Source organism: Vibrio sp. 10N.261.51.C6 (assembly GCF_041471785.1).
GTDB lineage: Bacteria > Pseudomonadota > Gammaproteobacteria > Enterobacterales > Vibrionaceae > Vibrio > Vibrio crassostreae_C.
The window spans coordinates 1-15,813 of the sequence record NZ_JBFRPB010000029.1 but is presented as its reverse complement, the minus strand read 5'-3'; the positions used below and the strand labels follow the sequence as shown (position 1 = coordinate 15,813).

At 44.0% G+C, this 15,813-nt stretch carries 14 protein-coding genes; 3 read left to right on the top strand and 11 right to left on the bottom strand.

The features are described 5' to 3' along the window. Position 1 precedes the first annotated feature (1 nt). The 6 genes from AB4375_RS07745 to AB4375_RS07720 all read right to left on the bottom strand — a co-directional run bounded on the left by AB4375_RS07745 (position 2) and on the right by AB4375_RS07720 (position 5,609). Positions 2-472, bottom strand: coding sequence for a TetR/AcrR family transcriptional regulator (locus AB4375_RS07745; protein ID WP_017072409.1), 471 nt, complete (start codon positions 470-472; stop codon positions 2-4). A gap of 223 nt (positions 473-695) precedes the next feature. Continuing rightward, positions 696-1,535, bottom strand: a complete 840-nt coding sequence (locus AB4375_RS07740) for an energy-coupling factor transporter transmembrane protein EcfT (protein WP_371721028.1) — start codon at positions 1,533-1,535, stop codon at positions 696-698. Further along, positions 1,532-3,226: an ABC transporter ATP-binding protein gene (locus tag AB4375_RS07735; protein ID WP_017064242.1), complete on the bottom strand. Its 1,695-nt coding sequence runs from the start codon at positions 3,224-3,226 to the stop codon at positions 1,532-1,534. Before AB4375_RS07735 ends, AB4375_RS07740 begins: the two co-directional genes overlap by 4 nt. A 6-nt stretch (positions 3,227-3,232) precedes the next feature. Beyond that, positions 3,233-3,781: an ECF-type riboflavin transporter substrate-binding protein gene (locus AB4375_RS07730; protein ID WP_017066579.1), complete on the bottom strand. Its 549-nt coding sequence runs from the start codon at positions 3,779-3,781 to the stop codon at positions 3,233-3,235. A 302-nt stretch (positions 3,782-4,083) separates the two neighbouring features. Next, positions 4,084-5,214, bottom strand: a complete 1,131-nt coding sequence (locus AB4375_RS07725) for an HlyD family secretion protein (protein WP_017061874.1) — start codon at positions 5,212-5,214, stop codon at positions 4,084-4,086. Continuing rightward, on the bottom strand, positions 5,214-5,609 hold the full coding sequence (locus AB4375_RS07720; protein ID WP_017061875.1) for a DUF3302 domain-containing protein: 396 nt from the start codon (positions 5,607-5,609) through the stop codon (positions 5,214-5,216). Before AB4375_RS07720 ends, AB4375_RS07725 begins: the two co-directional genes overlap by 1 nt. Positions 5,610-5,859: 250 nt before the next feature. Between AB4375_RS07720 and AB4375_RS07715 the strand changes: the two genes are divergently transcribed. After that, on the top strand, positions 5,860-6,762 hold the full coding sequence (locus tag AB4375_RS07715) for a DMT family transporter (protein ID WP_017061876.1): 903 nt from the start codon (positions 5,860-5,862) through the stop codon (positions 6,760-6,762). A 32-nt stretch (positions 6,763-6,794) separates the two neighbouring features. Here AB4375_RS07715 and AB4375_RS07710 read toward each other — a convergent pair whose 3' ends face one another. The 4 genes from AB4375_RS07710 to deoD form a co-directional block, all read right to left on the bottom strand. After that, complete coding sequence (locus AB4375_RS07710) at positions 6,795-8,375, bottom strand: diguanylate cyclase domain-containing protein (protein WP_372051291.1); 1,581 nt, start codon at positions 8,373-8,375, stop codon at positions 6,795-6,797. Further along, a complete protein-coding gene (locus AB4375_RS07705; RefSeq protein WP_017061878.1) occupies positions 8,375-9,844 on the bottom strand; it encodes a hypothetical protein in 1,470 nt (489 codons plus the stop codon). Before AB4375_RS07705 ends, AB4375_RS07710 begins: the two co-directional genes overlap by 1 nt. Before the next feature lie 186 nt (positions 9,845-10,030). After that, a complete protein-coding gene (locus AB4375_RS07700; RefSeq protein ID WP_017061879.1) occupies positions 10,031-11,500 on the bottom strand; it encodes a lactate dehydrogenase in 1,470 nt (489 codons plus the stop codon). 82 nt (positions 11,501-11,582) lie between these two features. Continuing rightward, positions 11,583-12,293 (bottom strand): purine-nucleoside phosphorylase, encoded by a 711-nt coding sequence (gene deoD, locus AB4375_RS07695; protein WP_017061880.1) that lies wholly within the window; start codon positions 12,291-12,293, stop codon positions 11,583-11,585. A 346-nt stretch (positions 12,294-12,639) separates the two neighbouring features. On the opposite strand from deoD, the gene AB4375_RS07690 reads away from it, so the two are divergent. Further along, the gene (locus AB4375_RS07690) at positions 12,640-13,614 is read left to right on the top strand and encodes a L,D-transpeptidase family protein (RefSeq protein ID WP_372051290.1); all 975 of its coding nucleotides are present in this window, start codon (positions 12,640-12,642) and stop codon (positions 13,612-13,614) included. A 157-nt stretch (positions 13,615-13,771) separates the two neighbouring features. On the opposite strand, the gene AB4375_RS07685 is transcribed toward AB4375_RS07690, so the two are convergent. Next, a complete protein-coding gene (locus tag AB4375_RS07685; protein ID WP_017061882.1) occupies positions 13,772-14,038 on the bottom strand; it encodes an Lpp/OprI family alanine-zipper lipoprotein in 267 nt (88 codons plus the stop codon). A gap of 361 nt (positions 14,039-14,399) precedes the next feature. Between AB4375_RS07685 and AB4375_RS07680 the strand changes: the two genes are divergently transcribed. Next, on the top strand, positions 14,400-15,731 hold the full coding sequence (locus AB4375_RS07680; RefSeq protein ID WP_017061883.1) for a DEAD/DEAH box helicase: 1,332 nt from the start codon (positions 14,400-14,402) through the stop codon (positions 15,729-15,731). Positions 15,732-15,813 lie beyond the last annotated feature (82 nt).

Sequence of the window (15,813 nt, the reverse complement as noted above, 5' to 3'; positions counted from 1 at the left end):
TCTAATGCTGCTTGAAGTTCGTGAGATAGAACATTGAACGTCCTACGACAGTCTCAAGGATTCGAACGGAATCAAGCCCAAAGCTATTAAACATTATCTCGCGGAATTGACCATCTGAACTGATGTTAAACTGTTCAGGGCTCTTGACCTGGGAGGCATGGAAAAACATCAATTTGATCACGAATCGAAATTGATCATTATCTAGAGCGTTTTGCCAAGATTGAATGAATACTTCTTCCGATGAGAACTCTAGATTCTCTATAACAATTGATAGCATGTGTTGGTGTAACGCTGATCGGATAGCGCGGGTCGATGGATAATAGCCCTGAAGCGTCGTCAAACTAATGCCAATTTCTTGAGCAATCCTTGCATAAGTTAGTGCTTCATGTCCTTCAGCCAGAAAAAGGTTTAGTACGATCTCATCGTAGTGCTTTTGATTTTCTAGTTTCTGTACTTGAGTAATTCGAGCCATTACAAATCTCTATTGAGTGTAACATTCTGTAAACGAGTATATTAAGAGCTTATGAATTAAATCTCAAACTCCAAGGGTAAATAACTGGTCAATTTATCGTTAAATATAGTCAGTATTGTGTCATTGGTTCAATTATCAATCAGATTTTGGCATAAACAAAAACACCGCCCTATTGAGTGGTGTGTTATTTAAAGTCTTTGTTTATCTATGCTAATTCAGATGACTAGAACGGATACCAAAATAACTGCGGCTCTAGAATGCGTTTCGCAATGGCTAACACCACGATAAAAGCGATGACACCTAAACAAACAAAGTCGATACGTTTCAAAGGTGCATAGCTATACCAAGTGCGAGCTTTGTGTCGGCCAAAACCTCGTAACGTCATTGCGTTAGAGATCTCGTCTGCTCGGTCCAAGCTAGAGAAAATGAGCGGGCCTAGAACCTTAGCCACATTTTTGATTCGAGTAATTAGAGGCGCTTTCTTTGAGAGCTCTACACCACGAGCCTGTTGAGCATGCATGATATTGATGAAGTCTTTCTTAACTTCTGGCAAGTAACGCAGTGTTAAGCTGACCGCATAGGCGATCTTGTAAGGAACACCGATACGGTTGAGGCTAGCTGCAAACTCAGTCGGATGCGTTGTGAAGACAAAAATCAACGCTATCGGGAACATGCTCATGTATTTGAGCGTAACAGTGACTAAGTAAAACAGAGTCTCTTGGCTCAACGAGTAGTTACCCGGCAATGTCAGCAATAAGGTCTCGCTGCCGATGAGCTCAGTACCTTGCTGTGGAGCCAGCAGATACATGAACAAAGCATTTAGGCTCAATACACTCGCCGTACCCAATAACAGAGGCTTATATACGCGTACAGGCACATTGGTCAGCTTTAGCAGGTATAAACCAGTCACAATAAGCAGTGCAATCAATCTTAGGTCGAACGTAGTTAAGACCACGGTTACCCAAGCTAAGAAGAGCGCAAATTTGGTGATGCCGTTAAGTGCATGAAGCGGTGATTTTGTATCAATGTAATTGATGCCGAATTTTACTTTTGATACGTTCATTGAGCGCTTCTCTCGTAGTCGATGAAGTACTGCATGAATGCGTTGGTGTCGTCGATTTTCATCATAGTCGCGAGTTCATAAATGCTGGTGGTACAAAGATTTGCGCGTTCTAACAGCGATGGCTGACTGAATACTTCCGTCATCGCGGCATTGGCAATCAGCTTGCTGTCAGCAATGACAATTGAGCGTGTGGTGTACTCTAGAACAAGGTGCATGTCGTGTGAAATGATCACGACGGTGATACCTAACTCGCGGTTAAGCTTTTGGATAAACGCCAGCATTGAGGTGTAGTTGCGGTAATCTTGACCCGCTGTTGGTTCATCCAAGATCAGAAGCTCTGGCTCCAATACTAAGATAGAAGCGATCGTTACGCGTTTTTTCTGACCGTAGCTTAGCGCTTCGATTGGCCAGTGGCGGAACTTGCTCAAGCCACACAGCTCAAGAACGTTTTCCACCTTCTCTTTGATTTCCTGCTCTGCAACCCCACGATTACGCAGACCGAATGCAACTTCATCAAAAATCATATGATGAGAGATCATATGATTTGGGTTCTGCATCACGACACCGACTTTCTGGCTTCTTTCAAAGATAGAAAGCTCAGATAGGTCTTCACCATTTAGATAGGAAGAGCCTGAATCGGCATCGATCACACCCATGATGAGTTTAGTGATGGTAGATTTGCCTGAACCGTTTTTGCCTAAGATTGAAACGAACTCACCCTTACCAATCTTAAAGCTGACATCTTCGAGAGCGTTCTTTTCACCATCGTAAGAGTAAGTCAGGCCGTGGACCTCAAGCAAAGGTTGGTACTGCTTCTCGGCAACTGGAGTCGGGCGCTCTGCAAACCAAGCCTGAACCGCAGGGCGGAATCTTTTGTAATCGAGAGCTTTGAGGTTTGATAGCTTATCTTCACTGGTCAAAGGTGCTTTCGCTGCCTTCAGAGCAGATAAATAAAGTGGTTCACGAATACCGTGTGTTTCAAGCAGTTCAGAAGCTAAGATTTCATCGGGTGTCATGTCCGCGACAATTTCACCGCGCTCCATCAAGATCACTCGATCGATATCGCGATGTAGTACATCTTCAAGGCGATGCTCGATGATGACTATAGTCTTGTTGGTTTCTTTATGAAGTTGGTCGATGATTTCGATAGTCGCTTTACCCGTTTTCGGGTCAAGGCTAGCCAAAGGTTCATCAAACAACAGGATGTCAACGTCATCAACTAAGATGCCCGCTAATGACACGCGTTGTTTCTGGCCGCCGGATAAATCATGTGGCGAGCGATCAAGCATATCTGCTAAGTCGACCATTTTTGCTGTCGACTTAACCAGAGGGTACATATCAATGTTCGACACTAACTGATTTTCCAGTGCGAATGCGATGTCTTCGCCAATACTCAAACCGACAAATTGGCTATCAGTATCTTGTAATACTGTGCCAACCTGCTCGGTATAGTCGTGCATAGAAAAATCAGAAATGTTCTTACCGTTGATCTCTAGAGAGCCAGTCACCTCACCTTTGATAGCATGAGGAATCAGACCGTTAAGGCATTGACCTAGGGTAGATTTACCACTACCGCTTGGTCCAATAATGACGATTTTCTCTCCTTTCTCTATCCTTAGATTGATATTTTTTAGCGTCGGTTTATCCAGCGACTCATATCTAAAAGAGAAGTTCGAAAATGCTATAGTCATTATCGCTTATGCCTCAGTCAGGTTACGGCTTTGTTTGTTGCGTTTAGCGACTGATTTTAGGATCAGTAAGCCAACAACAGCGATCAGAACGGTGTTACCCGCAGCAATGATAGACAGTTGAGTGAAGACTTTAGTAAACGGTTCTGCATAAAGGATGGTATCTAGGAATGCAGAGCAGCCGTAACCAACCACATTACCGGCAAGGGCAAGTACCACAAACAGCGCGAAGTCCTTCATAGGCAACTCACCTTGCTGAAGGCGGTTCTTGGTCAACATCGGGAATAAGCCGATAACCATGCCTACGATACCTGAGCCTAAAACCCAAGTTAACCACACACCCCAGCCTGCGAACAGATCCGTTACCCAGTGACCGATAAAGCCAACTAAGAAGCCAACAATAGGGCCGAACAAAACAGAAAACAGTGCTAGAACTGCCATTGCTGGTTTCAATGTCGTGTTAGCAAACACTGGGACACCAAACATAGGTAAACCACCAATGCCGTACAGTGCCGCGCCAATGGCGATAACGACCACTGTTTTAGCTGAAAAGTTCATAGATAACCTCGAATTCTGAAAAATAAAGCAAAATAAAGAATAAATATTCGCCATTATTAATATGCGTCTCAATGAGAACGTTTTTTGGGCAAATATAAAAAATAAGGCGCGCATTATACAGTAGAACCCTTCCATAAGGGAAGGTAAGTGTCTAGATGTCTAAAATTCCATCTGAACACCTAAATATCGTGTAAAAAGCGTAATTTTACGGTTAATCCAGCAACAAAAAAGCCAGAGCGAGTCTGACTTTTTCATTCGTCTTAACAATGTGTTAAGCGGGTTCGTCACGTACCTTTGACCGTTTAGTGGTCTAGGTATAGATAGTTTTGCCAACTCTTCATGCGAATAAGGACCTTGCGCATGATTGAAACGTGGGTGAAGCTGTCAGAATAAACGGCAACTTCAACCGCGGTACCCATAGGTAAATGGTAGTCAGACAGGTCATCAGTGATGGTCATTTTAGCAAATACGCGTCCATTAGTACGAAGTGCATTGGTACCAATAAGTGTCCCGCGCGCTTGAATTTGACTCTCACCAATAGCTGGGATTATTTCATCAATGCGTCCTTTGAAAATCTTGCCTGGTAGTGCTCTGAATAAAAATTCAGCTTCGAAACCAGGATGCAGTCGTTGCAATGAGTTTTGTCTGAATGCTGCGATGTAGTATTTTTCTTCCGTATGGACAAATGTCATGACAGGAGCAAGAGGTAGCGGTACAGCCATTACGCCTGGACGCAGTGCTAGTTGTGTAACATATCCATCCGTTGGTGCTCTCACGACCGTTTGGTCAAGGTTGAATTGAGCCTTACGTAAGTCTGCAAGTAATCCTGCCACTGCGGTGTTCTCGCCACCAATTTCAGAATTTAGAGCGATCTGAGCTTGTTGTTGACTTGCTTCTGCTACTTTTACTGCTGCTTCCGATGCCTTATAAGCTTGTCTACGAGTATCCAATTGTTGTTCGGTAAACGCACCACTTTCAAAGCCACGCTTATAACGGGAAAATTCGCGTTGCGCTTTGTCTCTTTCTGCAATCGCTTTGATTTTAGCAGCTTCAGCTTCAGCAACTTGAGATTCAAGCCCAAGTGCTCCTTGGCTTGCTTCTTTTACTTTCGCTTCGAGCTTAGCGACTTCTGCTTCAAAAGGGATAGGGTCAATTTTAAAGAGGATATCTCCTTTCTTTAAAGGAGAATTCGCCTCAACAGGAACCTCAATGACTTTACCTCTAACGCCTGAAACAATTGGAGTCGTTGAGTAAACTTGGTTGCCAAGTTGTGTGAAAGGATGGTTGTAGTTCATTAATAGGATCAATGTTCCTACGATGACCACACCACCGAGCACTGCGGTAGGCACTGTCCATTTGTTTAGTGGGATATTAAATACTTTGAAAATAGTGATACAAAGTGCCGCGTAGGTCATTATCAGTAGTAAATCCATTACTTAGCCTCCTGATCTTGAACGTTGTTTGACTCTTTTTTTGTGCTGCTTTGTTTAGTATTTGCTTGTTTGAGCTGTGCGATCTCTTCTTGAAGGGTGCTAACTTGATCGATTAAAACATCCACTCGGTGATGAATATCGTGCTGCTCTTCTTCGAGTTTTTCGAAGCCCCAGCCTCGGTCTTTCCGCCATAATGTTGCCCAAATCCATAGAAAGGGCCAAATTGTGTGCAAAGTGAATAGGCTAACCCAGCCTGAGACGTGAATTGCGTCTTGGTGAGGATGATTACGTTCTTTGGCTATTTCATAAGGGATATCGTGAATAACGATGATGCCGTAAAAGATGACTAGAGCAACGAAAATGAGTAAGCCGAGTGCAAAGTAGTCTAAAAACATAACAGATCCTTGTAATGTTAGATGTTAGTTATAAATATAGTACGCTATCATCCAAGTAATTGTTATAAAAATGATTTACTGAGTTATAAATAATGAGTATTCGCTTCTAATGTGAGCAAAACCATTGACTAATCTTATAAAATCTCATCGCGTTTGAAGAGGCTATTTCGGCTTTCTGGTTGGTATTTTAGCTGAAATGATGACAGCTACGATTCTAAATGACGTGCACAACCACAAAGGATAAACACGGATGTATATAGGTGAATTGGCGGCTATTGGTGCTGCGATTGTGTGGGCGTGTGCGACATGGATTTATGGACAGTTTGGTCATCGCTTCTCTGCGATGCAATTGAACATTGTTAAGGGTGTAGTGGCGTCAGGGATGATGTTGCTGGTGATGCCTCTTATTCCGATGCCGGAGTTTGAACTGAGTACCAACCATTTTCTGATATTGGCAATTTCAGGTGTGATTGGCATTGCGATTGGAGATAGCGCCTATTTTGCGGCGTTGAAAAGAATCGGTGCCAATAAGACGCTGTTACTGGAATCTTTAGCCCCGCCTCTTTCTGGTGTGCTGGCATTAATGTTCCTGGGCGCTGTATTGACAGTGCAAAGTTGGCTCGGTGTCGTGATTACAACACTAGCGGTGACCTTCGTTGTCTTCCAGCCATCAAAATCGGCGAGCGGTGAATCGAATAACAAAGCGCAGTGGGGTGGCATTGGTTATGGGCTTGTGGCGAGTGTCTGTCAGGCATCTGGTGTGGTTATTTCTCATTACGCGTTAGTGGCGGGTGATATCCCACCATTGTTAGGTGCTTTGATTCGCCTGACGATTGGCGTGTTTGCTGTGATGCTGATTATCCCTTTCGTTGAAAAGAAGCCGTATTCATCGATAAAAAGAGATTTATGGGAAATGACCAAGCTCGATAAACTGTGGTTATTAGGAGCAATCTTTGTCGGGACGTTTCTCGCTCTATGGCTTCAACAAGTGGCGTTGAAGAATGCTAACCCTGCGATTGCACAAACGTTGATAGCGACCAGCCCGGTCTTTATTTTGGTGATTTATGCGCTGAAAGGGGAGAAGGTGTCAAAGCAAAGTATCATAGGCACACTTGCCGCCCTTGCTGGTATTTCTCTGTTCTTTTATCAATAAGCAGTTGGCCTAAGCTACAGAGCTATATGCCACTACTCTGTACACACTTGATTCCGGCCGTTGGCTTTAGCTCGGTATAGCGCTTTATCCGCACGGTAGAAGGTGCGTTGAGTATTCTCTCCGTCACGATGCAAAGTGATACCAATACTCACGGTCAAACCACGCTCCCCAAGTATTTCATGCCATCCAAATTGGAAGATGCGCTCTCGATAATTTTCAGAGTGCATTTCTGCCTTCGGAAGATCAGTGTTCTCTAGAATGACGAGGAACTCTTCTCCACCAAATCTGACACATGACGCGCCTCTAAACTTAAAGTATGAACGTAGCTCTTGAGACACACTAACAATCGCTTTATCGCCCACTAAGTGACTCAGTTCATCATTGATAGACTTGAAGTGGTCAATATCAATAACCATCAGCGCGAAAGAGGTATCGTGCAGCAGCATGTCTTTCAGTTTCACATCTAACCAGCGGCGGTTGTGTAACCCTGTCAATGGATCGGTGAATACGTCTTGTTGAAGCTGAGCAACCGCATTCTTGTGTTGTTCCGTTGTCTCTTTGAGCTCTTTGTTCTCTTGTTCAGAGAGAATGAGTTTGAGTTGTAATTCAAAACGGGACAGGCGGCGTAGTTGGCTTGCACCGAGTTCACTGATCGGGATCTGCTTCATCAGATCGGTTTCAATTCGGTAGCCTTTTTTCTCATAGCTTAGCGCTTCTTGAAAACGCCCTTGATTCATACACACATCACTCAGCGAATCGTAGAATCGTTTTGCAAGAACTGGCGATGAGTAGGCTTTCACGCGTTTGTCTGTGCTCGACAAAATCATGCTCGCGTAGTCTTGCTTGCCGGTTGCACTTAGGCAATGTGAGAGCTCTAGACGAGTCATGGTCGCGAGCCAGCTTGCTTGAGTGCTGTTGGCTGGGTATTGAACCTTGGACAGACAGCGTAGCGCTTCATGGTATTTTTTCTTAGCGCGCAGAACTTTCGCTTGGTAAAGCAATATTTGGGCTGTGAGCAACTTGTCACTCACCAAAATACTCAGTTCTTCGCACTCATTCAGTAAATCGCTGGCTGCTGTAATGCGATTGAGTAGAAGTAGGCTTGCTACCATATGCAGCTTGAATTTGAGACGAAGTGAGCGACTGCTTATCGCATGGTCTATGCTGCTGATTTTTTGGTAGTAACGAAGTGCTCTGTTGTGATCGCCATAGGAATCACACAGGTTGCCCATGCCTAAAATAGCTAATACATACTCATCGATATGACCGTGTTCAACCGCGATAGTCGATGAACTGACGAATTCATTGAGTGCTGACGTGTAATCACCGATTTCAACTAAGCGGTCACTTAGGCTGGTTTTGACTGTCAGTATGTCTTCGATATCGGCAGGAAGGTGGAGCAGATCGAGTGCTCGTCTCAACTCTTCGATGCTGGTTTGATTTTGTTGTAACTCAGCACGGTACTCAGAGCTAATGATATAGCAGTGTGCTTGCTCTGTTTGCGTCGTCGAAACGTGCTGACGAATGTGGTTCCAGAAGATGATCGCTTCTTCACCTGATACTGATGAAGGGTCTAAACCGGCGTCTGTGATCTTGCTTAATAGAGTTTCCATTATTCTATTACCTCAGCATCGTCTTCTTCTAATTGTTCAAGCGTGAACGGGAACGTCAAAATATCATTGAGGCTGACGGTCGGTTTCGAACCCTTTAGTCCTTTTCTATGCCATGGATAGATATCAAGCATGGTGCTGAGAGTTTGGAATGTTTGCTCTGCGGCTTCGCCTTTTTCGGAAAGCATAAGGGCCACACGTTCAGAACTTAGCCTTGCGATGAAGTCATTCTGGTTACATAAAGCATGAGCAATCTCGGTACAGACATCTAAGTAATCAGTATCGACATGATGGAACATAATGATGCTGTGGTTTGAACGTTTAAGCTCTGTCTTGAACAGCACCAACTTTTCCCACCAAAAGGTTTCAGAGACAACGTAAGAGAGGTGCTTTTCAGGATCGTACTCGTGCTGACCGCGAATACGATTAATCAGTTTTCGTGCTCTCTGTTCAAGTTGGCGTTTTGAACTGCGTGCTTTGTCCAAACCGACACGTGTCGTTTGCTCTTTGAGCATGCCGATAGAATATTGACGGTACTTTTTAAAGGCGACGAGCGCGGCTTGGAAGTCTTGGTTTTCTTCCGCCACCAAGGATTGTTGGTAACAGATTTGGCTCAGCAACTCGCCATTATCGAACTCGTTTGCGGATTGTTCTGCGAGCCTCAGTAATTCCGCCGCTTGTTCTGGTCTTTTTCTCAGGAGCTCCAATCTAGCTCGGCTGATGTATGAGTGCGCCTTCATCCAAACTAGGTTGTGTTCAACTGCCAGATTGTGCGCTTTGGCCGTGGCGCGCTCCGCGTCATCTAAGCGTTCAAGACCAAGTAGGGCAAGGCCTCGAAAGTCCCATACCTCTGCATGCCAAGTGTTATCTTTATGGTCTTTTAATGCTTCTTCTGCACCGTCCAATACCGACAGCATTTCAACATAGTTGTTGAGCAGGTAGTAATCCCACGCAAGCAGTATTCTGGCTTTACCCTCTAACCAACCAATGCGGCTGTTGTTAGCAACTTTAACGGCAAGCTGGTGGGTAGAACGTGCAAGTTTATATTCGTGGGTCATCCGCCAAATATTGCCAAGGCCAATGAGGCATTCAATTTGAATTTCGACTTCATCAACCAACGCGGACTGCTCTAAAGCATTGATCCAGAACTGTTGGGCGGAATAGTACTTGGCTTGTCCCCAGAACTGGAGCGCGTGTAAATGGAGGATTTCAGGGAGAAAAAGGTCGGTATCTAATCGGCTTTGGCGCTTGTAGGCTTCCTTGATGTATTTTAAACCTTTTTGGTAATCCATCAGGTTCCAGCTACATCTTGCCATTAACATTAATGACTGGATGGCACCCTCTTCAAACAGAACTTGCTCTGATCGGACTAGGCACTGTTGTGCAATCTCTAGGATCACCGATGGCTCAGAGTCGACACGAGTTTTGAGTTTTTCTAATTCTGTTTCAAGAAGGTACTGATTTTTGTCCAAGACTTACATCCATGATTATCGAACATATTGATAACACAATCATTATAAGAGTGTAATTTGAGATAAGCACCAATTATCTTTCGTAGAGCGTCAAAGGAACATCGATCTTTTCTAATTATGGGTGTTACCTCATGTTGTCGCTTTAAAATCAATGAGTTCCCGAATAATTACCTAGAGGCTTTGTTGCTATGAAAGTAGTTGCTTTAGAGTTAATGGCAGCTCCCCTACGCCTAAGCGTTGTGCTGCCGTGAGCCCTTGCTTATCTTGGTAGCACAGATTGTGCCAAGCTCTAAATATGTCGAGCAATGGAAGAATGCCCCCAGGACGAAGCTTACGTCTGGGCTCATTAATAAAGCTATCAAATAACAACTGAAAGCGCTGTTGATAGAACTTAGTTTGTTGAATTGAGGCTGTGTTAAACCACTGTTTTGGTTCTGGATTGTTACCGGTTAGGTAGCAGATACCTTTCTGGTTATCACCCTGATTGGCAATAGCCCAGCGATCTCGCCACCAACTCATGTGAACGATGTCGATCTTTTCAAAACTTTGGTCGTCTTGCCAGCCTGAATCTTCTTCGACATACATGAGGTCAATATTTTGACTCTGAATGCGCGGCAAACATACACTTAAAGCGGCAGATCTTAGTAATGGATCTTGTGGCATATAGATGGCGACATGCTTGTCTTCGTTACACATATCCAACACATGTAAGAAGTGAGCATAAGAGGTATAAGGCGGTCGAATGAGAGCGCCTTTTGAAGGGTAACTAAATGTGGTGAGGTTACCCATAGGGTCCTCAACGTTACCTCTCGCAAGAATCACTTGGTACTGCTGTTCAATGCGCTCTTTTAGTTTGTCAGAGGGCTGAGGCAGTTCGAGATTTGCTTCTGAAGAGTGCTCTTTGGATACAAATCGTGCCACATCATCATAAGGGTTATGGTCGACGTTTCCTGATGGTTCTTCATTTTGAGAGTAGTTAACGTGTTGGCAAAGTATATAGCCAGAATGCGCCTCGCCCGTCGCTATCCACACCACACCGTTGTTACTTTGTGGTTGCAGACGCTGGTAGTGAGATGCGAACTCGTAATCTTTCGCATGGTTAACCCATCGTGCATCGATCATCGCTAATTTACGACGACAACGGCTCGCGATATGGTCAACATGATCATAGAAAGTCTTTGGGTTGATCTCTAATTTTCGGCAGATTTCACGTACGGAATAGCCCATGAACAATAAGCCCATGAGGTTCTCTTGAAATTGGAGTTTTTTATTGGATCCAGACCATTTATCAACGAAGGTTGTTTGGCAGTCTTTGCATCGATAACGCTGCCTGTCGCCACTGTAGCCGAAGGCATGATAAAGATGTTTATGGGTATGAACCGATAAGCCGAAGTTATCGCAATCATCATTACGACAAGCAGGGAGCCCGTCGCTGTGAAGTTGTCTTAGGCGATGAAGTTCGCTTAACACTTCACGATTGTTAAGTAAGGGGGGGAAAGCTCCACATTCACGACAAACCATCGCTGGACGCTTAGGGTTCGCGTGTTGCAAAACATACCGTTTTGCATCGCTCAAGCCAAAGTTGTCACACGCCAATGTTTTACAAAAGTTGAGTTGCAAACCATCCGCATCTTTTGGCAGCTTGTCGTTAGACACGATCTCCCCCTCGGGATTATTTGAGCAGCCAAGCGAGCCTGGCTGCGGGGTAACGCTTTTCAATGTATCTTTTATCAAATCGTTAGATGTTGATTGCTGTCTCTAGAGCAACTTTCATCATGTCGTTGAAAGACTTTTGACGCTCTTCAGAACTTAGTTTTTCACCACGGATGATGTGGTCAGATACTGTTAGGATAGTTAGTGCTTTAGCACCAAGGTCTGCAGCAACGCCGTAGATACCAGCCGCTTCCATATCAACACCTAGGATGCCTAGCTTTTCCATTTTTTCGAAAAGGTCAGCTTCTGGAGTGTAGAAAAGGTCTGCAGAGAATACGTTACCAACTTTAACTGGAACTTCTTGTGCACGAGCTTGGTTTACTGCTTCTTCTAGAAGACCGAAATCAGCGATAGCAGCGAAGTCGTGGTTGTTGAAACGAATGCGGTTTACTTTTGAGTCAGTAGATGCACCCATGCCGATAACAACGTCCATTAGTTTAACGTCGTCACGTACCGCGCCACAGCTACCTACACGAATAACGTTTTTCACGCCGAACTCAGCGATTAGCTCGTGTACGTAGATGCAGCATGATGGGATACCCATACCGTGGCCCATTACAGAAACTTTCTTACCTTTGTAAGTGCCTGTGTAGCCAAACATGTTGCGAACGTCACAAACTTGCTTCACGTCATCAAGGAATGTTTCTGCAATGTATTTTGCGCGAAGCGGGTCGCCCGGCATAAGTACTGTTTCTGCGAAATCACCAGCTTGAGCATTAATATGAGGTGTAGCCATGGTCGTTCTCCAAAGTTTAAACGGTAATTATAGGAACAGGATTTAATCAATTACCGATTCTGTTGAATTGAATTCGTTTTGTTGAGGCAATATTAGCGAGTTAGAACGTGGCTCCATGAGACTTTAGTCACAAAATAGGTCTGCCATTATAGTTTTATTAATATTGATAACCAAATATGTTGAAAGCGTAAAGGCAATCGATTTTGTATGGGTAAATTGCAAGTGAATGAGAAGAAAAGGCTTACATATAAACTTGTTGCCTATTAGTTTCGAGACAACAATACGTTGTAGAGACGTTTGATCAGAGATAATCTAAACTTTGATAAAAGACAAACCAAGGATTTGTATGTCGTATTGCGTTAACTCGACGCCTTTGCAGTCAATGAAAACACGACTCCACAGGGCGGCGTCGCTTGTTGTAAGAACTACTTTGCTTGCCAGCGGGATAGCTTCATCGTGGGTGTCTGCTGCAACCTTTGAATTGCCACCAACGGAAAGCCGCATTGTGGGCAGAATCCAGCAGCATGAAGTGGCGGCGGGCGAAACCTTGGCCATCATTGCCAAGCAATACGATATTGGTTTTCTATCTTTAATGGCAGCCAACAAAGGGGTGGATCCTTTTCTTCCCGCGGAAGGCTATGTGTTAAGCATTCCAAGCCGCTTGATTTTGCCTGACACCCCAAGAAAGGGGATTGTCATCAATCTTGCTGAGCTAAGGTTGTATTACTTTGAGCCTGAGAAAAATCAGGTGCATGTTTTCCCTGTCGGCATCGGTCGAGTGGGGCGTGATACTCCCGAGATGATCACCAAGATAAGCCAAAAAAGACCGAATCCAACATGGACGCCACCAAATTCAATCCGCAACGAGTATCTTGAAAAGGGCATTGAATTACCGAGAGTGGTTCCTGCCGGGCCGGAAAATCCATTGGGAGAGTACGCTTTGAGGCTTGCTTATGGCGCTGGCGACTATTTGATCCATGGTACAAACAAAGATTTCGGGATAGGTTTACGAGTTAGCTCTGGTTGTATCCGAATGGAACCTAAAGACATTGAGTGGCTGTTTGAGCAAGTGAACAGTGGTGAACAGGTCACCATTATCAATGAGCCGATTAAGGTGTCATTAGAGCCTGATAGAAGTGTGTTTGTAGAAGCGCACGAGCCATTAACTCGAAGTGATGGTTCAAAGAAATCATTACAGATCCCTGTGGAACTAAAATGGTGGCTTGAAGACGCAGAACTGCCAAATTCAAAGGCGAAAGCGGTTATCTTTGCTCAAAACGGCGTACCTGTAGAGATAGCACCACCTGTGATTGAGTTTTAATTCGATTGCCTCTTCTGCAACAAGGGGCGGTTTTATCTTGTTTACTCGCATTAGTGTCACCCAAAAAAAGCACCACATCCGATAAGAAGTGGTGCTGTCTATATACTGCTTTTTGCGACTTATTTAATCTACAGCTTAATCGCGATTAGATCTCAAACTACTTAGTGTAAGACTCAGCGATGTTGTCGATGCGTTCGTTAGCACGATCCGCTTCTTCTTTCGCTGCCATAGCGGCTGCTTCTGCTTCTTGAGCCTTCATTTCTGCGGCTGCTTTGTCACTCTTAAGTGCTTCAACTTCGCTTGTAAGTTGAGCCACTTGGTTAGTTAGTTGATCCATTTCTGACACTGCAGCTTCTTCTGGTTCTGAAGAACAACCGGCTAAAATGAAAACTGATGCTGCAGCTGCGATTAACGTCTTATTCATAAGAACTCCTTGCTTATTTATCATCAAAAGATGCGCTATACATTCTTTATCATATAGTCGCTTCATTAATGATTGTAGCGACTAATTTTTTAACTGCAAAAACAATAACTAAAGAAATTGCTAAATTTTTGAGGTAATTAGCTAAGTATCACGTTGTGTCTCATTTATGAGATGAAGGATTTAGAGACGACTTGAAGGTGTTTTTGGAGAGCTATCCCTTTGCTAGCAATGCATACGTTGTTCTAGCTAAAGATAGATAAAGGGATAAATTTACTGTGATCTCTATCCTTATAAAGTACTTTCGCGGTATCATGTCACGTTAAATTAATTTTATTCAATACCATCATGACTGGAGAGTCCTTTGCACTTTAAAGATTTAGGCTTAGATAACCGCTTACTGAAGAACTTAAAACATTACGACTTCAAGAAGGCGACAGAGATCCAATCAAAAGCGATCCCTGTTGCTATTGCTGGTAAGGATCTATTGGCTTCATCAAAAACGGGATCAGGAAAAACATTGGCGTTTGTGTTGCCAATGATACATAAAGCATTAAAAACAAAAGCGTTTTCTGCTAAAGATCCTCGTGGTGTAATTTTGGCTCCTACTCGTGAGCTAGCGAAGCAAGTTTACGGCGAACTGCGTAGCATGCTTGGTGGTCTGTCTTATGAAGCGGCGCTTATCTTAGGTGGTGAGAACTTTAACGACCAAGTTAAAGCACTGCGTAAGTACCCTCGTTTTATCGTTGCGACTCCAGGCCGTCTTGCTGACCACCTAGAACATCGTTCATTGTTCCTAGATGGTGTTGAAACGCTAATCCTTGATGAAGCGGACCGTATGCTTGATCTGGGTTTCGCTCCAGAACTTCGTCGCATTGCCAATGCAGCTAAACACCGTCGTCGTCAAACGTTGATGTTCTCTGCAACGTTAGATCACGCTGAAGTAAATGGCATTGCAAATGAAATGCTAGACGCACCTAAGCGTATCTCTGTTGGTGTTTCTAACGAGCAACACTTAGATATCACACAGAAATTCTACTTATGTGATCACCTAGATCACAAAGAAGCGATTTTAGACCGTGTACTGGAAGAAGCTGAATACCGTCAGGTAATGATCTTCACAGCAACACGCGCTGATACTGACCGTTTAACAGATAAGTTGAACGAGAAGAAGCTTAAAGCGGTAGCACTGAGTGGTAACCTAAACCAAACGCAACGTAATGCTATTATGAGCCAGTTCGAGCGTGCGGTTTACAAGATCTTGGTAACTACCGATGTTGCTTCACGTGGTATTGATATTCCAAACGTGAGCCACGTTATCAACTTTGATATGCCTAAGCATACGGAAGAGTACGTGCACCGTGTAGGTCGTACTGGCCGTGCGGGTAACAAAGGCGATGCGATTTCTTTGGTTGGTCCAAAAGACTGGGACAGCTTCAAGCGTGTTGAACTTTACCTTCAACAAGATTTGACCTTCTCTGTACTTGAAGGCCTAAAAGGTAAATTCAAAGGCATTAAGCCACGTAAACCTGCGTTTGCTAAAGGCGGTCCTGCTAAGAAGAAGACCAACACTCAAGCGAAGAAAACGCCGAAGAAACCAGTTAAGCGCGATAAGAGCTTCCACCAAAATGTGGCCGTGGGTGATACCGTGTTTATCCCTAAGAAGAAAGTCGCACCAAAAGTGGACGACGAGTAATCACCAGCCAGTTTTAAAGCGTTTGCTAGTAAAACTGACATAAATAAAAACCGCCAATATTAGGCTAATGCCGTTCACTTAA